Origin of the sequence: Leptospira kanakyensis (assembly GCF_004769235.1) — a bacterium.
In the GTDB taxonomy this organism is placed as follows: domain Bacteria; phylum Spirochaetota; class Leptospiria; order Leptospirales; family Leptospiraceae; genus Leptospira_A; species Leptospira_A kanakyensis.
This window is the reverse complement of sequence record NZ_RQFG01000005.1, coordinates 1,480,828-1,498,960: the sequence shown is the minus strand read 5'-3', so window position 1 is coordinate 1,498,960 and position 18,133 is coordinate 1,480,828. Positions and strand designations below refer to the sequence as shown.

The following is an 18,133-nucleotide window of genomic DNA, read 5'->3' as shown; positions in this document are numbered from 1 at the left end:
GAGTAAATGGAACTTCAATCTATAACAAATGTAAATCTATTTTTGGAATTTAATCTTCCAAGTTGTAGGCTCGACCCAATTTATAAGTCAACTGCAACTCTTGTTGTAAGTCCAAAATTTCCCTACGTGAAAAAAAGGCAATTTTCCCACCAGAAAGCTCAAACGCATAATAGGTGGTGTCCTCCGACTGGAGAAGGGTTTTCAACTGGCCAAGTGAAGTGATTCTAGTTCCATTTACCTTTTCCAAAACTAAATCCTGAAAATCCTGATATCCTAGGTTCCCTTCTAGGGGGAAAACACGACTTAAGATCACTATCTTTTCGCGGACAGGATGCACTTTTTTTTGATAATAATCAGAAAGATAAACCAGCTTTTTTTCTGATTTCACCCGGTATTCAGAACCAAATTCTTTTAAATAAGCATTGGTAAGTTCTGTGAAAAAAAACCCACCTGCTATCAAATACAAAGGTTTTCTTTTTTTTGCTTCTTCAGGAATTAAAAAGTCATTGGAGTCATAAGCTCGTAAATCATAACTCACAGTTTGACTTTGGAAATTACGATGGAGTTTCAACTGAACATTCTCACCTAATCCACGCAAGCTGCCATCCGATTTCCTTAAAATCAAATCATACACTTTATCGGCCCTATCCCAATCATCAACCTTAGAAAGTGAAACAGTACCAATCTCTGTTACCAAATCTCCTGGAAACAAATTATAAGCAGGCCCCACACCAGGAATCACTTCTGTCACTAGTAGAGGATTTTTAAAAGTTTTAGAATAATATTCGCGTTCCGAAGGAGTTAAATTTACATCAAAAACAAATCCTGGATGTGGGAAAGGTTTTCCCTCTGTGCGATAAAAGGTTTCCACATATTCTGTTGGAACTAAATATTCAGAAATGGTAACACCACATAAGGTTTGATTTTTGAAGAAAAAGTTAGGTTCTTCTGATGTTTTATTTTCTAATAACAATACTTTAATTGGAGTTTTGGAAAATGGAAGGAATACATAACGAGATTTTCCTGTGACACATTGTTTATTGAAAGATTTAGAATCCAAAGCAACTGGTTTAGGAAGTTTGGGAATTTCTTTTGTTTCCAAAAGTAAAAATCCAGTTTCTTCATCATAGGATTTGATTCCGAGTTTCGGCACAGAATAATCAAAAGATTCAAATTCAGCAAAAACCGGATTTTGTTTCGGAAGTGTGACTCCAAAAAAAAGCCCTTTACCCACATAAATCAAATTTAACTTTCTAGAAAATGGTTCACCCACTAACCAAGGATTTTGGTGGCTTGTTTTTTGGAAGGTAATCCTCGATTCAATGACACGTTTGTCTTCAAACTCCTCGGCGCCAAGAGGAAGTAAGGTGGCAAAAATCGAGATAATGACTAAAATAAATTTAAAACTCTTCATAATTGGCACCATATCTTTTTTTCACACGTTGGTTCATTTGGTAAACGGACTCTGGCCGTAAAACAATGGGTAGATCCATTCCTCGAAATTTAAGAACCACAAATCCTTTTTTTCCATCTTTCCAAATGGATTTGAATTCATTTAAATCTTTCGGGATACGTCCGTTAATTGACTCTACAACTTTGTATTTATATTTTTTGTATTTCGAAGTTTCAGGATCGTTAAATGTATAACTGAGTACAATGTCACGAACCGTATACCGATACAACAAATCCTGAATGAAATAACTATAATGATATTTTAAAGAACTATCTAAGTCCCCATCTTCCGAATGAAAAAAAGATCTGGTGATAGGTTGAAAAACAAACCCTGCTTGTAAAAAATAATCCTCTGTTGAGTCTCGATACAAATCCAAAGCATAATTTTTTTGCAGATTCACTTCCGCATCATACTGTTTTCCGGCCCGGTAATAACTAACGGTTACTTTGGAATTCAGTTGTTTGTTTTCTATCCAATCGATGATAAATTCTTTTTTGTTGGCACCAGAAATTTCGCCGTCATTGGTCAGCGGCAAACCATCTACTGCAGTTACAAAATCTTTTTCCTTTAAAACTTTTGAAAATGTAGAAGAAGGATAAATCCGGTTCACAAAAATTCCCGATTGGTCAGAGGGAACCTTCATCGCTTGTTTTAAACTTTTAGGATTTCCATTTTGAAAAGTAAAACCAATATTTGGAAATCCATCATACTTTCCGTCACCTATATCTTCTAAAAAATGACGAATGATATCATTCGATATCAAATAAGCAATGCCTTGTTCCAATGTACTAATTTGAAACACAAGACCTACTACTTTCCCATTTTGTACGGCGGGGCCACCAGAATTCCCTGGTTGGATATTAGCATTAATTTTTAATACATTTCGATAATCTAACCCGGAGTAGGTGTAACGATTTTTTTCAAAACGAAGGACAGATCCTTTTTCTACCGATAAACTATCAGCCCCATTCGGAAATCCTAGTAACAATACATCCGATCCTAAATTGGGAACTCCTTCCAAAAAGGAAAGGGAATTGGTTTGTTCCGAAAAATCGGGATCATTTACCTGTAATAATGCTAAATCACAATCATAACCAATATACTTAACATCTGCTAAATATTCTTTTTTCGTGAAACTACTTTTAACAAGAATTCTTTTGGCATCACGTACCACATGAGCGTTGGTTAAAATGGTTTGGCCAGGTAAAACAAAACCCGATCCAAATCCCGTATACAAATTCTTTTTCATCCATGGTTGTGTTTTGTTTTCGGTGTTAAATCCTTCATTACGAATGAGAACTACAGAACGAAAAATAGAATCAACCGCTGGCTCAGGATCAACTTGAGCCAAGAGAGAAAAACTCATTAGGAAAAAGAGAAAACTAAATTTTAATAATTTATTCATAATACAAAACGATTTTCTCCCAAAAGGTTTGCGTTTCGGTAATTTTTTTTAAAACAGCATTTCCTAAAACTCGATCACCGGGTTTTGGATCTTTCCAAATTGTATTGGATGAAATCAAATCACCTGATCCTGAAGAAGGAACTCGGATCAAACTATAAACAGAATCACGAACGCAAGAAATTCGAAAAACATAAGAAACTGTTTGGTCCCAATAAAAACTCTGATCCTTCTCGATAAATTCTAAAGGACAAGAGGAATCAAAAAATACTTCAATATTTGAAGGGACTTCTTTTCTCCTTTTGGGATTTTCAGAGATAGATTTAAAATAAAATAAATTAGGATTTTGGATTGGTTTGTAAGAACTGATTGGTTGTTTTCCTGCTACAACCACTGGATTCTGTTTTTTAGATGGGTAATCTAGTTCCGTATCATCTGTATTCGATTTTGATGATACGAAGGATGACTTAGTTTCACTTGCCACAAGTCCTGTTTCAATTTCTAAATATTGTTTTTTTCCAATTCGATGAACAGCTCTTAATTGGAAAGTATCTGGAGCCAGATTCCTTTTTTGGTTGGATTGGAACCTAATGAGCATGGGATCTGATTCATTTTGACAACTGAATCTAAAATAGGTAACAGATGAAATACTGGAAGCAGGTTCCAATCGACAACTTCCATCATCCACAGGAAAACTTCGATGGTTTCGAATCTGTTTTTTAATTTCAGTGGATGGTTTTCTCTCTTTCCATGCACTTACCTCTTCTTTCAGCAATTGTAAGGAAGAGTTTGTCATTGTGTGCTCTGCAAAAACAAATCCCGTCCCCAAAAGAAACAAAACCAATCCGAAGTATATAGATAATTGCCTGATCATGGAATACCGATTATAGTGATTATCGGCTGGTCTACCCTACAGAATCAACTGGCCTCCCTTTGATTTCTTTTCTCATTATGTCTCGAACCGAGGACGAACTTTTTTTTTGGTTTTCAGACTTTCAAAAATTCGAGGGGTGGAAAAGTAATGTAAGAAATAGGAGAATACTTTTTTGAACTGGAACTTTCTTAAAACCGAAATAGAACCTGGTGACTTCCTCATCGATTGTCGTTCCCAATCAGCATATGAAGAAGAAACATTAGAAGGTGCTTACTACTATCCATTTATCAAAAAAGCATTTGGATCCGATCCAGAATCCCAAAAAAAATTGTACGGGCCAATGACTGCTGTCGTACAAGAATTCCAAAAATCAAAAAAGACTCGAATCATCGTTTTCGATGAGGGAATGGGAATGTTTTCCACTCGTATGGTCTATTTACTTCGTGGAATGGGGATCAAAGATGCCTATGTCCTAGGCCAAAAATGGCCTGCTACGGGAAATAAAGCAAAAGGGGAACTAAAAGTAGAACCTCCGATTGCTGATAAAGTAAAACCCATTGAAGGTGTCGTGGACAAAGCCTTTATGGAGCGAAATCTTACGAAACTCCAAATTTTTGATGCCAGAACCATGGAAGAATACGAAGGCCGATTGCCACGCCTTACCGCTCCAGAAGAGGGAACTCTTTGTGGTCGTTTGCCAGGAGCTTTTTTATGGGATTGGAGAAATTTGTATGATGGGGAAGCCAACCTCATCGAACGTTCTTTATTCAAAAAACGCCTGAATGGTTTTCCTTTTATGCCAGAAAGACCCACTGTGATTTATGATTACAACGGGGCTCGGTCTTGTTTACTCGCACTCATGCTTCGTGAAGCAGGTTATATCGACATCACAACCTACCAAGGTTCTTGGTTTGAATGGAGAAAGTCGAGCCTACCGAAACAAGCAGTCGCCGTATTTGGTGCCAAACAAGGTGCTGCTGCAGCTCCTCGTGTGGGTGGAGTGGATCGCAAGAAAGTTTAAAAAAGGATTTACGAAACACAAAACCATCGATCCACTTACTCCTGCTCCTGGAGGGGTCGATGGTATCTCGTTTATTTTTTCTCTCGTTTTCAATTTTCTTTTTGGAATGTGCTTCTCGGGTCATTTCCAACCTTCCCATTTCGGAAGAATCCTTTCCCATAACACAAAAAATCCAATGGATTCAATCCACAAATGAATTCACATTAAGAAACCAGTCCCTCGCAAAAGACTTTATCAAACTTTCGTTAAACGAACCGTTTCTTTTGGCTTTTGCCAAAGAAACCACATCCAAATATCGGATGGCATCCTTTCAATTTAAAGAAAACCTCCAAAAATCCTGCACCAAACAATCCATAGATGAAATCAAAAAAGAATCGGGAAAAGTCAGCATCACAGGAAAGTTAACGGGAAAGGATTGTTCTAGCGATTACCAAATCCTCTTTATCGCTAAATCCGAAACCGAAATCGAATTCAAAATCACCCTTTCGGATCCCACACTCAACAGAATCCAGCTCCATTACGGTTCTTCACCTGATGAAAAAATCTTTGGGCTCGGCGAACAATTCACTTATGATGAACTCAAAGGAAAAACTCCGTTTTTGTTTACAGAAGAACAAGGAGTCGGACGCGGTGACCAACCGATCACGGCAGGAGCAAACTTACTCGCAGGTGCCGGTGGAAACGCTTACACAACCTATGCACCGATCCCTCACTATATTACTTCCGAAAACCGTTCTGTTTTTTTTGAAAACAGTGGTTATGCGAATTTTGATTTTGGAGATTCCAAAAAAATCAAAGTAGAATTTTGGGATTTCCAATCGGAAAAATCTCTTACCGGAACCATTTGGATTGGAACTTCTTCCAAAGCTCTGATTGAAGCTTATACCAAAAAAACAGGTAGATTTCCAAAACTCCCAGATTGGGCTTATGGAACTTGGCTTGGTATCCAAGGGGGAACTGAAAAAGTTTCTGCCATCGTCAAACAAGCAAAAGATGCAGGAAACCCTGTGACAGCACTTTGGATCCAGGACTGGTGCGGAAGACGAGTTACAAATTTTGGAGACCAACTCAAATGGCGTTGGTATGCGGATGATACTTTGTATCCTGACTTTAAAAAATTTGTTAAGTCGATGAATGATCAAAATTTACAGGTGTTAGGTTATATTAATTCCTTCCTTGCCGATACAGATCCTAAAAAACCGGGAGATGATTTTACAAACCCACTCTTAACAGAAGCAAAATCAAAAGGGTATCTTGTAAAAAACCAAAACGGTGAAGACTATCTCATCCAAACCGTTGGATTTCCCGCTTACCTGATTGACCTCACCAATCCGGCAGCCGTTCGTTGGACCAAAGACCTGATCAAAAAAAATATGATTGGGATGGGTCTTTCTGGTTGGATGGCTGATTTCGGAGAGTGGTTGCCTTATGACGCCAAACTTTATTCAGGTGTTGATGCCAAAATCTATCACAACCGTTATCCGGTCGATTGGGCCAAGGTCAATCGTGAGGCCATAAGAGAAGCTGGGATGGAAGGAAAAATTGTTTTTTTCACAAGAGCCGGATACAGTTATTCCAATGCCCACTCTACACTTTTTTGGGAAGGAGACCAAATGGTGAGTTTTGGAACCAATGACGGACTTCCTTCTTCTATCGTTGGACTCACAAGTTCAGGTATCAGTGGTTATGCGCTCAATCATAGTGATATTGGTGGTTACACAACCATTTCCAATCCACTTCGTAACTATCATAGACCCAAAGAACTTCTTTTACGATGGGCGGAAGCCTCTGCCTTCACACCAGTTTTCCGTACGCATGAAGGAAACAAACCTCTCAAAAATTGGCAAGTTTATACTTATACCAAACCGGATGGAACCAAATCCCTTGGTGACGAAGACACAGTGACACTTTTTGCAAAAATTGCCAGAATCCATTTTGCTCTTAAACCATATATTCAAAGTTTGGTGGAAGAAGCATCTCAAACAGGAATTCCTGTAGTGCGACACAATGCGATTGTGGAACCTGAAGACAAAAATTTATTAAAGTATAAATACCAGTTTTTCCTAGGAGATGACCTTCTTGTGGCTCCGGTTGTGGAAAGTGGGGAAATTGTTCAGGAAGTTTACCTTCCTCGTGGAAGATGGCAACACCTTTGGACAGGAACCACTTACGACGGTTATAGAAAAGTACAAGTTCCCGCACCCATCGGAAAACCACCGGCTTTCATTCGTGTCGGTGGAAAATCGGAAGGCCTTATCCGTTCTTCGATTAGTTCCATTCGTAATAAAGACTAAGTAGTGGAGAAAAAACCCAAATGAAATTTGCACTGATTGGAGACATCCACGGGTATTGGAACCAACTTGATATCGAGTATTTCAATGCATCGGATTACGATTGTTTGTTTTTTACAGGAGACCTTCGAGGAAATCCCAAACTTGGTAAAATTTCTTTCCAAGGTCTCACCAAACGCGCGTATATGATACCCGGGAATTGGGATGGGATGAGTCTCACATCTATCATTGGAGAAGTGATCCAATCCAAAATCCTCATCCATTCAGGGCAAATTGGTCAAAACCGTAGGATGCGAAAACTTTCAGAGTTAGTAAAACCTATCTCATTACTCGGTTACAGTTCTTTAGTTTTATCCCCTGAATTGGATTTAAGCCTTATCGTAGGGCGGCCTCATGCTATGGGTGGGGGTCTTAGTTTTGCACCCAATATGCAAAAAACCTATATGGTTTCCAATATGGAAACATCGATCGAAAAATACAAACGTCTGATCGATGGAACCAAAGAGAAAAATTTATTTTTTCTTTCGCATAACGGGCCTTTTGGTTTGGGTGCAGCAAAAAATTCAATTTATGGGGCAGAATTTAAAAAAGAAGGTGGGGACTGGGGAGACATGGATCTAACAGAAGCCATTAGTTACGCTAAATCCATCGGGAAAAAAGTACCCTTGGTTCTGTCGGGCCATATGCACCACGCCATTAGTAAAAAGAAAGAAAGAGAAACCCATGAATACACAGGCGGAACTTTCTATGTCAATGGAGCCAAGGTCCCAAGAATCCAAGAAGGAAAACATTTCCATACAAAGATCGAATGGGACGGAGGTTCAGCCACTGTGATTCCCCTTTGGGTTTAGTGATCATTCACTAACCTAAATTAGTTTCGATTTCAATTTTCCCAGACAAAAGTTTATGCACCGGACAAGCATTGGCAACAGCGAGTAACCTCTCTCGTTGTTCTGTGCTTAGATTTCCAGAAAGAACCACAACTCTTGTAAATTTATGATCCTCTGCTGATCGTTTATCGATTGTTACGTGAACTTCTACAGAATCCAAAGGATATTCTTTTTTATCAGCATACATTCTTACTGTAATCGATGTGCAAGCACCTAAAGAAGAAGCTAACAATTCTGTTGGCATGGGCCCAAGATCCGTTCCTTCTTTGGAAGCCGGTTCGTCAGCAATCCAACTATGTTTACCTGCTGAAATTTTAGTTTCGTATTTCGTTTTGGCAGTGGATACTACTACCTTGTCTTCAAATACTGCTGTCATTTGGATTCTCCTCTATGAATTCGTTCGGCTTCTTTTCTGGTTAGATCACGATTCTTTAACATCGCATCTTCTACTTTTAGACGTATTGCTTCAAACTCTTCTTCATTCAAATTACGAGGAACCGAAATGGGTTCGCCGTAAGAAACAACAAAAGTAGTAAAGGGTTTCGGAACTCTATGTTTGTCCCAAGCTCTTTCTAAAATCCATTGCCTACTACACTCATAATGAAATGGAACTATGGGAACTTGAGTGACCTGCGCTGCAGCAATGATTCCCGGTTGGAGAATGAAGGCGGGGCCACGTGGGCCGTCAGGTGTAAAGGCAGCAGGTAAACCTTTCTTTAAATGTTGGATCACAGCCTTTAATGCCTTTGACCCACCTTTGGAACTACTCCCCCGAACACTTGTATTTCCAAACCGATGAACGACTTGATTGATATAGTCTCCGTCTTTGGATTCAGAAATCAAAACGGCTACGTCTTTTCCCCTGTGCAAATAAGGAGAGTACAAAACGTTCGTATGCCAAATTGAATAGATAAATGGTTTTTTGTTTTTGAATAATTCTTCGTATCGTTCGTTTGTCAGAAAACGAAACCTGGAAGTGAGGCCAATCAAACGTTGGAACCAAACGGCGATGAGTGGCAACAACCAGACTAAAAATCTACGTTTCAAATCGAATTTCTCTCCCTAGAGATTAGATTCCAGGGAAAGACAAATCTAAAGAAAGATCAAGTTAAGTTTTCTTTTTGAACAAATCACCGAGTTTGCCCAAATCTTCTGGTTTGATATTGGCTCCGGCGGCTTTTTTATTTTCTTCCTGAATTTCTTTATACACTTCCGCCCGGTGGACAGAAACATTTTTGGGAGCTTTGACACCAATCTTAACTTGATCCCCTTTGATATCGACAATCACAATTTCGATATCGTCACCGATCATAATCGATTGGTTGCTCCTCCTTGCGAGAACTAACACGGATTATACCTTTTCGGAAGACATCTCTTCCATAGATTCGATTATATTTTTTCGAATGGGATGATTTTCATCTCGAGAAATACATTGTTTCCCTTTTCCTTCTTTTCCATTCAAAATGATCGGGCCTTGTAAATTGGCCGTCATCCCTTTTGGGTTATCATGGGGAATGGTAACAATGAGAAAAATAAGGCCGTCTTTCCAAGTGGTAAGTCCAATGTCATGTAATTCCTCATCAGAAACCGCTGGTTTATAATCATTCATAAATAGTTCAGGTTGGATGACAATAAATGCAAGTCCCGATTCCTTTGTGGATTGTAACCATTTAAATGGACTTTCTGGACTTTCTTCAATGAGAGCATACTCATCAAATTCATCAAATCCAAGTAACCCTTGCGGGAATTTTAGGATTTGTTTTGCGTCCACTTGGATGGTTCCGAAAGGTTTTGTGTGAATCGTTACCGACATTCTAGTTCCTGTACTTTCTTTTCTTTCTAATATAACCGTCATTTAGTTTCCGTTACCGAAGGAAATCCATAAGAGTTGGTTTGATAATTTTAGAACCAACATTTAACGCATAACTATGAATTGTTTCTAACCACTTCATATTCATAATGGTTTCTGGGAAATCGATACCTTCGTTTTTAGCAAGAAGTTCTGTCATATACATTTTGTCGTAAGAAACTCGTTCTTCATGTTGTTCCAAACGATTCATACGAGCACCAATGGTTGACCGGTGGCGAAGGATATTTTCCAAAGCCAAATCCAAATCACCCAAATCCCTTCCACCGATTCGTTCTTGGTCTTTTTGGATCAAATCATTTCGAAGTTGGATGAGAACATCAAATACAGAAAGTCCAGTGACCGTTGCCGACTTAGAAAAGTTATTCGGTGGTTCGCTCGCACTTGGTTCAATGAGTCCAATGTCACGAAGTACAGTCCCTCCATCCACATCCTCTAACCAAATTTGGTGAGGTGCTGTAGAAGAAATAGAAATGTTATCTTGAGCAAGTTTACTTGCTTTGACTTCCAATGGTGAGTTATTGATTTTATCAATCACATCGTCGATGGTATCACCCACAGAGATATGAATCTCCACTCCATCAATTTTAAACTTTTGGTCGGAAGTGGCTTGGTAAGCAGAGTTATCCACTTTGGAAGTGACACTGACGTTGGTTCCCCAAAACACTTTGTTACCAGGAATGGTAATGGGAATGTATTCGCCTTTTTCGATTTCACGGAGTTGTTCTCCGATATCACCGCGATACTCTACACCTACGTATTGGTTTTTGAGTTCGAGGCCTTGCAGACCTTTAATTTTCGATTCAATTGGTTCAAAGGGAGGTCTTTCGATGACATGACCACCAAACAAAGGTTGTCCGGTCGCATCACGAGCATTGGCAAGATCCACAATGGCACGTAAATGTTGGTCGATCTCTTTACCGATCGCCACTTCCAATTCAAATCCCTTGTCCCCTTGGTAAATTCCGTTTCCGGCCTGAACCGTAAGAACACGAGCCCTTTGGAAAATTTCTCCCATTTTGTCTAGGACACCATCAATCTGTTGTAACCTTTGGTATCCATCCCCAATGTTTTCTTCGTATTGGGAAAGTTCGTTCAGACGTGACCTGAAGTACATTTGGTTTGTGGCCGCACCCGGATCATCCGATGGTTTACGGATTTTTAATCCTGTACCGAGTTGGGTTTGGGTTTCGTCCATAGCCACTTGGTGGCGGTTTAAGTTCCGCACCAAGGAATTGTTTTGCATCATGTTAGTGATTCTGATCATGATTATACACCTAACCTATTGATGATGGTATCTAACATTTCATTGAGTGTTGAGATCATTCTTGCGGAAGCATTATAAGATTGTTGGAACTGAACCATATTGGCCATCTCCTCATCTAAGTTCACACCCATCACAGACTGACGCATGTTTTCTAGTTCCACCATCAGTTCATTTTGAGTGGTATACTCTTGTTTTGCTTCTCTTGCTTCTGTCCCTAGTCTAGAGATGAGTGAGTTATAAAAATCATCCGTTGTTTTGGAATAATCAAACATCACCGGTTTTTCTCGGAGGGCCGCTGCAATGAGAAGGGCATTGGATCCGTCTTTTTGACCGTTTGGTGAATTGTAATCACCAGATCCATTCACATCTTTACCACGAGCTGCGGCAATGTTTGCCGGATTGTTTCTCACATCTTCTGACATTTTAAAGAAAGAAGAAGGATGATACATCGGTGTGAGAGTGATGTCCTGCGCATTGGCTTGGAATTTGTTGATCTCACCCACTTTTCGGTAATCAAAAGACCCAGCAACCCCAGTCGCTGTTAAGATTCCAGTAAGACCCACAAGAAGTTCCCCGGAGTCTTCTAAGTGGCGGATCATAAAGTTTTCTTTTTTATCGAGAGGGTTCGTGGTTGCTTTTAGCGCCAACTGGTTGTCATGCGACATGTAAGCCACAACACCTGTTTCCGAACGATTGATTCGTTTGATGACTGCATTCAAAGTATCATCTTTGGAATAAGGAACTAAAATTTCAGTTTCTCCCCCAGGACTTGCTTTTAGAAAACGCATGGTTCCGGAAATTCCAATCGGACGATCGGCATCAATTGATGTACGACCTGTCACACGAAACACTGCGGTTTTATCGTTGAGTCCATCTCCATCGGTATCAATTTCACCAAAGGTATTGGTGGCGAGTGCTCGACTTTCAAAAAAGTTAAGATTGGTTTTTCCATTCAAACCAAATCCATCTTTATGGATTTCGTTGATGACATCCATTGCATTGATGGCAAGGGCATCCACCGCATTGATTTTTTCGACAAGGATTCGGTCTCTGATTTCGTATAAAGCTTGGATACTTCCCTTACGAAGAAGGACTGTATCCCCAGTCTCTGACCATTTTAAATCTAAAAGGCCATCGTTATTTGGATTTCCAACCAAATCGATTTTGTGAACCTTTTGGCCTTGGACTAGGATCTGTTGGCCAATAAAAACCATAAGTTCGTCTTCATCGCTACGACCAATGGTAATGTCCGCCATCCCCGCTAGTTCTTGTAAAAGTTCATCCCTTCTATCCAAAAGGTCATTGGGATTATCACCTAATGCTTGTGATTTTGTGATTTTTTCATTCAGAGATTTGATATTCTCTGCCACTGTATTCAAATGATTTACTTTTGATTCAATCTCACGATTGGACTGGTCGCGAAGTAATGAAAGTTTTCTATACACATCTTCCATTCGAGAACCAAGGGCTTCCGCTTTTTCCTGGACCACGGCTCTATGTGCTGTTTCTTCTGGATAGTTAGAAAGATCTTCCCAAGAAGACCAAAACTGATCCATCATAGAACGAAGGGTCGTTCCTGTTGGTTCATTAAAAACAGTTTCTACTTGGTATAAATAATCGTTCTTTTTCCCCCAATATTCTTTGAGAGAAGAAGAATCAATGATACGGTCATCAATGAAATTATCACGAACTCTTTCGATTTCGGAAATTTTTACCCCTTGTCCAATTTGCCCCGGCACTTCTGCTCGGTTGAAAGCTGGCTCATAAAGGGGATCCATACTATTCATCACCACTCGTTGGCGAGCATAATGTTTGTTATCCGCATTGGATATGTTATGACCAGTGGTTTGGATCGCTTGTTGGTGGACCGAAAGTCCTCGTTTTCCTATTTCAATTCCTTGGAATGTTGATCCCATACGATTCTCCTAGGCAGTCGCGTTCAAAATGATCGCGCCCTTTTGGCCCTGCCCACGCCTTGTCGGTTGTTTGTGTGAGGTATAAACTTTTTCTCTGGATAACTCTTGCAAAGAGTCAACAGTTGTTTGCAAAAACTCTTTTCTTGTTTTTAAGAGTTTATCATTCGTGATGATGGCATCTTTCAAATCTGCCACGACCTTCTTTAATTCTAAAGCAAAGGTTTTGAGTTTAAAATTGGAATCACGATCCATTTGGTTTAAAAAACTAGTGAGAGTGATGGAAGATTCGTCTTTTGTGAATTTTTCTTTTTCGTAGACGTCTTCGATGGCCTTCATGCGAATTCGTTCCAATTCGGAGGCTTCTACCATAATATGATAACTATCTTTGACAAGGGACTCGAGAGTTTTTCCGTCCGCAGAATGGATGGCCGCTCTTTTTTTGCCTTCCAATTCCAGAAGGCGCTTGTAACAGTCTATTTCATTAGTAAATAAACTTCTAAGTGATTCTACCCAATCCAACATGCGAATTCCTTTTCCCTTATGGGAAGGATCGACGGATTCCCAAACTAGCTTAGGAAAATTTATAAAAATTTACTATTTTCAGGCCTATGTCACTAAAATCGCCTTGTACCAAAGTCTGTATGATGGATCCCGACTCAGGACTCTGTGCGGGATGTTTTCGAACCATTGAGGAGATTGGAAAATGGTCGGTGATGACCGAAGAGGAGAGAGAAAAAGTTTGGAGTGAGCTCCCGCAAAGAAAAGCGGGAAACTCTCTCAGGTAAATTGGTTATTTAGTACCTTTATCGATCTTATTGCGGTGTTCTTCGCACAATCTATAGAGTTGGTCTGTAGATGGATTCTTCTTTGTGACTTTTTTTCCGCATACAATACACATTCCTTGGGCTCTTCTTCTTTTGTATAACAATTGAACTCGCTCTGCACCGGAAAGATTGTATTTACTGATTTGAAGGCGAACCCCTTTTACCAAATAGCTTCCGATGGCAGTCTCTTCGCCTTTTTTTAATTCGGCAAAAATCTTACTCAGCTCATCCGGTTTTATCGATTTAGGTTTCATACATTCTCCTGCTTTCTTGCTAAATTTAACTCTCTGTTAGATTCTAAATGTTAATGCACATTAGTCAGTACCCACTAACGCGCAACACAATTTTGAAATCATATCCGAATTGTCGAATATAGACAAAAAAACTAGGGATAAACTCTAATATTTAGAATCATTTTTGTGTTGGCAGAGGTTAAAATATCTATTAAGATCAAATCATTGGAGCCAAGTATGGAAAAGAAATACAAAACACTCAAAGATTTTTTCCCATTTTATTTAGAAGAACATAGTAATCCCTTCAACCGTGCTCTTCACTTCATTGGATCAAGTCTAGCCTTAGGATGTATCCTTGGATTTTTATCTACAGGTAAGTTCTATATCTTAGCCTTTGCCCTTGTTAGTGGGTATTTCTTCGCATGGATTGGGCATTTTTTTGTAGAAAAGAACCGACCGGCAACCTTTACCTATCCGTTTTATTCTTTTATCTCCGATTGGATCATGTATTTCAAGATGTTGACCGGGCGCATCGATGTAGAATTTGCCAAAATTAAGTCAAATAAAGGATAAGATGAAACTTGTTCTCAACTTCCTTGTAACTCTTGTTTTGTTCGTTGGTTGTCGTCCTAAAGAAATCACCAAACAAGAGATCACTTCCCTTCGGGACGGAAACCACGAAAGTTTGGTGAGTTATGGCAATTTGATTTTACCAAAAATCCTTGGACCAGAACTCAAACGTTTTGAATCGGAAGTGGACAAAGACCAAAAGAGCGAAGTGAACATCACCTACGGTAGTAACTCCGCACTCACCTTTAATGATAACTCTGATTATAGGAAAACAGGGACGGAATACCAAAGTTTGGTCATGTTAAGAGTGGGTTATGCCCTGGCCCTCCATCATTTCCATAGACTTTCTCTCAGCCTTTCTAAACCTTTTTTCATTCAGGGGGAAAACAACCCGGATGCAGAAATCCAAGAAGCAGAAATTTTTAGAACCACTATTTCCAAATCGGAACTCGATAGTTTTTGGGAAAACCATCCTAACTTTGATCCCTACATTGCTCCCAAAATCGGAGACAAAGAATGGGAAAAAATCACAGGGGAAATTCAGAAATTATGGAAAGTGGAATTGGATGAATTTAGCAGGGTCAAGTTGGAATGACCCAAGGCTGCGAATCACCTAACGCCCGCTCCAAACGATCTAAATAAGATAGTTTGGGAATTTCGTAAGCACCCAACTGCCAGGTCACATGATTGAGTTGTTGGGTGTCAAAAAGCTCAAAACCAGAAGTTCTTAGTTTTTCAAATAGATGATACAATCCCACCTTCCCTGCATCTGATTCAAAAGAAAACATACTTTCCCCGGCAAAAAATTTGCCAATGGCAACTCCATAAACCCCACCAACGAGTACATTCTCTGAATTCCAAACTTCTACGGAATGGGCCCATCCCAACCTATGTAGTTCCGCATAACCTTCGATAAATCCAGGTGTGATCCAAGTATTATCTTTTTCTCTATAAGAACAACCTTGCATCACGATGGGAAAGGCTTCATTAAAACTAATCCGAAATTTTCCTTGTTTTACTTTTCTCTGAACGGTTTTGGAAAAATGAACTCTTTGTAAATCAAAGATGGCACGGGGATCCAGACAATACCAACGAACTGGATCTTCCGACCAAGGGAAAATTCCATGCGTATATGCATATAACAAACGCTCTACGGAAAAATCCCCACCTACAGCGATTAAATCTTCCTTCCATGTCCGTGGGTTTTTAAAGAATTGATCAAATGTCCTTTGTGTCAAGGTTCCAATACTTCCTTAGGATAATCGTAAACAATTTTTACTTTCAGACTTTTTCCATTTTCATCATTGATATTGGAAAGTCCTTCAAATTGTAAGATCCTTCTCGTTTGGACATCGTAAACCAAAAGGAAAGGTTTCACAACTTGTTTCAAAAGAAAATTATCAACCTCTAATCGTAAATACAAAGCAGGCCTTCCCTTCCATTCTCCGTCGCGGATTTTTTCCGCAGCAAATTTATAATCATCAAGTTGGATGGGAGCCAGAAAATGAAAAGACAACCTTTCTCCTTTGGATAAAGGTTCCCAATTGTTTCTGACAAAATAATCAAAACCCCCGTCCATCACAGCGGGTGTTTTGGGTGTGTAAGTTTTTTCGGAAAGTGGATCTTCTTTTTTACGTTTGGAAAATAACCGGACAGACCTACCTTTTACATCCGCTCCTTCAATATAACCATCACGAAAGTCCTCCGTTTTAAATGTAGGAACTTCTGCGTTTTTATCAAATTCGATGTGTTTGGTGCCAAAAACCTTTCCTTCCGCATCTTTGTATTGGATATCCGAATAGATGTGTTTTCCATTATTATAATATTCTTTATGATTGTCAGAATATATGTATTTTCCAGTACTTAGGTCGTACGCCTTTCCGAAGTATTGGTACTTTGGTTTTTCTGCCCATAGAGGCAAAAAGGATGGAAAAACTATGGCAAAAATTAGGATTTTACGTATCATACTGCTTAGACCATGAAAAAATACAGACTGACCGACCAAAGGACACTTTTAGGAATTGTTTCCAAACTCACCAGTACCGTCCTCCAAGAAAGAGATTCCAAACAAAAGTTCACTCTTACAAACCCGGTTGCGGTGAACGATATTTTGAAGTCGGTTCATATCACGATCACAACAACGGAACCCCTCCTATCCAAACCAAAATCCTTGGTCTGTGTTCTTAAAGAAAATAGAGTCGAACTTCGTGTCAAACCAGTGAACCCTTACCAAGACGATCTTCTCCAAGTTTACGAAATCCTCATCGAACCTTTGGAACGCTCAGCCAAACGAGCAGCCATTGAAGACATCTCCGCTTATGAAATCAAAATGGCACAAACGGCAGATCTCGGAACTGTCATCTCAATCTATGGAAAAACTTCGATCATCAACCAAATTTTGACCCAATGGCAAGTCCACTTAGAACAAACTCTGACAAACTATGGATACTTTATTAAAAAAGTACAAATTGGTTTTTATTATGCTGTGGACACACAACTAATGGAAGCCCTTGCCACCTCCAAAGCCCCATATTACGTGCGTGATGCGAATCGAAGGGTTTTTTATACAGATAGAAGTTTTTATAGTCCGAAAAAACTCACAGAAATATATATTCGTTCTTACTTAGATTCTCTCCTCTTAAACAATACTAAATCCACACTCATTTTTCCATTTTTTGCCAATGGAAAAGTATTACTCGGATATTTTGAAATCATTAGCAATTTGCCAGACTTGGGAAATCCTTCCTTACAATCCGATATCGAAGGCCCAGAAGGAATTGGTTCTTTACTCACCTTTTTAGAACAAAAAGCAGAAGAATTTATTTTCCAATTAGAATTTGCCTATGCCAAAGATTGGGAAACCGCCATTCGCACAACACCCGTTAGAGATATTAGCCAGGATGGACGTGGGATTAGTATGTCCTTACCTGCTGGCACTAATATCGAAAACAGAACGTTAGGTTCTCCTGTCTCCTTTCAAATGGTTATCAATTCTTCTCCCTACACTTTTTATGGAAGTCTCAGAAGTCTAAAAAAAGCAGAATCAGATATTACAAATATAGGAATTCAAATTTTCCAATGTGACAAACCAGAAGGGATGTCTTTACTCAGTACATACGCATCTAATTTAATTGGAGAGGCTGTTTCGTGACGCAAGAACAATATGAAACCATCCTATCATTATTAACAGAGATACAAAAATCAGGAGGATCCGATCCTTATCGATTGGTTCTTTATCTGGTTCCCAATGTAGGAATTATTTTTGGTACCACACTTTTGTTTTTTTTGTTTCAGTGGTGGCATAAACAAAAGATGGCTCTGATCCAATCAGGGCAATACAAACCTTGGAGTTTTGACATCAGATTGTATTCATTTTTCCTAGGTCTTTTGTTGACATTCACTGGTTTTGCCTTATCGTTTGTATTTATACTCGTCTTAGGTAGTTCTATGGCGATGTTAGGAGGGTTAATCCCATTCGCAATTGGACTCGGTCTCTTGACCTTTTACAAAATGAGTCGGTAGAGT

Annotated in this window: 21 protein-coding genes; 8 read left to right on the top strand and 13 right to left on the bottom strand. The window is 39.3% G+C overall.

The features are described 5' to 3' along the window. Positions 1 to 49: 49 nt before the first annotated feature. From EHQ16_RS07800 to EHQ16_RS07790, 3 genes are read right to left on the bottom strand one after another with little or no spacing between them, the layout of a single operon-like run. Complete coding sequence (locus tag EHQ16_RS07800; protein WP_135634121.1) at positions 50 to 1,414, bottom strand: PDZ domain-containing protein; 1,365 nt, start codon at positions 1,412 to 1,414, stop codon at positions 50 to 52. Next, positions 1,401 to 2,858: a S1C family serine protease gene (locus EHQ16_RS07795; protein WP_135634123.1), complete on the bottom strand. Its 1,458-nt coding sequence runs from the start codon at positions 2,856 to 2,858 to the stop codon at positions 1,401 to 1,403. The genes EHQ16_RS07800 and EHQ16_RS07795 overlap by 14 nt, the downstream gene beginning before the upstream one ends. After that, positions 2,851 to 3,651 (bottom strand): LIC11113 family protein, encoded by an 801-nt coding sequence (locus EHQ16_RS07790; protein ID WP_244241972.1) that lies wholly within the window; start codon positions 3,649 to 3,651, stop codon positions 2,851 to 2,853. Before EHQ16_RS07790 ends, EHQ16_RS07795 begins: the two co-directional genes overlap by 8 nt. 250 nt (positions 3,652 to 3,901) lie before the next feature. Here EHQ16_RS07790 and EHQ16_RS07785 point away from each other — a divergent pair, with 250 nt between their 5' ends. From EHQ16_RS07785 to EHQ16_RS07775, 3 genes are read left to right on the top strand one after another with little or no spacing between them, the layout of a single operon-like run. Continuing rightward, the gene (locus EHQ16_RS07785; RefSeq protein ID WP_135588423.1) at positions 3,902 to 4,750 is read left to right on the top strand and encodes a sulfurtransferase; all 849 of its coding nucleotides are present in this window, start codon (positions 3,902 to 3,904) and stop codon (positions 4,748 to 4,750) included. A gap of 59 nt (positions 4,751 to 4,809) precedes the next feature. Next, positions 4,810 to 7,044: an alpha-glucosidase gene (locus EHQ16_RS07780; protein WP_135634125.1), complete on the top strand. Its 2,235-nt coding sequence runs from the start codon at positions 4,810 to 4,812 to the stop codon at positions 7,042 to 7,044. Between the two features lie 20 nt (positions 7,045 to 7,064). Continuing rightward, a complete protein-coding gene (locus tag EHQ16_RS07775; protein ID WP_135634127.1) occupies positions 7,065 to 7,892 on the top strand; it encodes a metallophosphoesterase in 828 nt (275 codons plus the stop codon). A gap of 10 nt (positions 7,893 to 7,902) precedes the next feature. Here the strand turns inward: EHQ16_RS07775 and EHQ16_RS07770 are convergent, their stop codons facing one another. From EHQ16_RS07770 to flgN, 7 genes are all read right to left on the bottom strand, one after another. Next, a complete protein-coding gene (locus EHQ16_RS07770) occupies positions 7,903 to 8,307 on the bottom strand; it encodes an OsmC family protein (protein ID WP_135634129.1) in 405 nt (134 codons plus the stop codon). Further along, entirely contained in the window at positions 8,304 to 8,978 is a 675-nt protein-coding gene (locus EHQ16_RS07765; protein WP_135634131.1) for a lysophospholipid acyltransferase family protein, read from the bottom strand. The genes EHQ16_RS07770 and EHQ16_RS07765 overlap by 4 nt, the downstream gene beginning before the upstream one ends. Positions 8,979 to 9,039: 61 nt before the next feature. Next, positions 9,040 to 9,279, bottom strand: coding sequence for a carbon storage regulator CsrA (csrA, locus tag EHQ16_RS07760; protein WP_083901971.1), 240 nt, complete (start codon positions 9,277 to 9,279; stop codon positions 9,040 to 9,042). Positions 9,280 to 9,282: 3 nt separating this feature from the next. Beyond that, entirely contained in the window at positions 9,283 to 9,744 is a 462-nt protein-coding gene (fliW, locus tag EHQ16_RS07755; RefSeq protein WP_208742265.1) for a flagellar assembly protein FliW, read from the bottom strand. 52 nt (positions 9,745 to 9,796) lie between these two features. Further along, positions 9,797 to 11,062, bottom strand: coding sequence for a flagellar hook-associated protein 3 (locus EHQ16_RS07750; protein ID WP_231292547.1), 1,266 nt, complete (start codon positions 11,060 to 11,062; stop codon positions 9,797 to 9,799). Positions 11,063 to 11,067: 5 nt separating this feature from the next. Continuing rightward, on the bottom strand, positions 11,068 to 12,981 hold the full coding sequence (flgK, locus tag EHQ16_RS07745) for a flagellar hook-associated protein FlgK (RefSeq protein ID WP_100718711.1): 1,914 nt from the start codon (positions 12,979 to 12,981) through the stop codon (positions 11,068 to 11,070). Positions 12,982 to 12,990: 9 nt separating this feature from the next. Next, entirely contained in the window at positions 12,991 to 13,503 is a 513-nt protein-coding gene (gene flgN / locus EHQ16_RS07740) for a flagellar export chaperone FlgN (protein WP_135634135.1), read from the bottom strand. An 86-nt stretch (positions 13,504 to 13,589) separates the two neighbouring features. On the opposite strand from flgN, the gene EHQ16_RS07735 reads away from it, so the two are divergent. Next, positions 13,590 to 13,766 carry a DUF1289 domain-containing protein gene (locus EHQ16_RS07735; RefSeq protein ID WP_135601505.1) on the top strand — a complete coding sequence of 59 codons (177 nt, stop codon included), beginning with the start codon at positions 13,590 to 13,592 and terminating at the stop codon, positions 13,764 to 13,766. A gap of 5 nt (positions 13,767 to 13,771) precedes the next feature. On the opposite strand, the gene EHQ16_RS07730 is transcribed toward EHQ16_RS07735, so the two are convergent. Then, positions 13,772 to 14,059: an LIC10235 family protein gene (locus EHQ16_RS07730; protein WP_135588415.1), complete on the bottom strand. Its 288-nt coding sequence runs from the start codon at positions 14,057 to 14,059 to the stop codon at positions 13,772 to 13,774. A gap of 216 nt (positions 14,060 to 14,275) precedes the next feature. Between EHQ16_RS07730 and EHQ16_RS07725 the strand changes: the two genes are divergently transcribed. After that, positions 14,276 to 14,611, top strand: a complete 336-nt coding sequence (locus tag EHQ16_RS07725; protein WP_135634137.1) for an Mpo1-like protein — start codon at positions 14,276 to 14,278, stop codon at positions 14,609 to 14,611. A 1-nt stretch (position 14,612) separates the two neighbouring features. Then, positions 14,613 to 15,203 carry a hypothetical protein gene (locus EHQ16_RS07720; protein ID WP_135634138.1) on the top strand — a complete coding sequence of 197 codons (591 nt, stop codon included), beginning with the start codon at positions 14,613 to 14,615 and terminating at the stop codon, positions 15,201 to 15,203. Here EHQ16_RS07720 and aat read toward each other — a convergent pair. Together aat and EHQ16_RS07710 are read right to left on the bottom strand one after the other, a co-directional pair. After that, complete coding sequence (gene aat / locus EHQ16_RS07715; RefSeq protein WP_135634139.1) at positions 15,190 to 15,846, bottom strand: leucyl/phenylalanyl-tRNA--protein transferase; 657 nt, start codon at positions 15,844 to 15,846, stop codon at positions 15,190 to 15,192. The genes EHQ16_RS07720 and aat overlap by 14 nt on opposite strands. Next, a complete protein-coding gene (locus EHQ16_RS07710; protein WP_135634140.1) occupies positions 15,843 to 16,574 on the bottom strand; it encodes a hypothetical protein in 732 nt (243 codons plus the stop codon). The genes aat and EHQ16_RS07710 overlap by 4 nt, the downstream gene beginning before the upstream one ends. Before the next feature lie 12 nt (positions 16,575 to 16,586). Here EHQ16_RS07710 and EHQ16_RS07705 point away from each other — a divergent pair, with 12 nt between their 5' ends. Together EHQ16_RS07705 and EHQ16_RS07700 are read left to right on the top strand one after the other, a co-directional pair. Beyond that, positions 16,587 to 17,759, top strand: a complete 1,173-nt coding sequence (locus EHQ16_RS07705; RefSeq protein ID WP_135634145.1) for a hypothetical protein — start codon at positions 16,587 to 16,589, stop codon at positions 17,757 to 17,759. Next, complete coding sequence (locus EHQ16_RS07700) at positions 17,756 to 18,130, top strand: hypothetical protein (RefSeq protein WP_135634147.1); 375 nt, start codon at positions 17,756 to 17,758, stop codon at positions 18,128 to 18,130. The genes EHQ16_RS07705 and EHQ16_RS07700 overlap by 4 nt, the downstream gene beginning before the upstream one ends. Positions 18,131 to 18,133 lie beyond the last annotated feature (3 nt).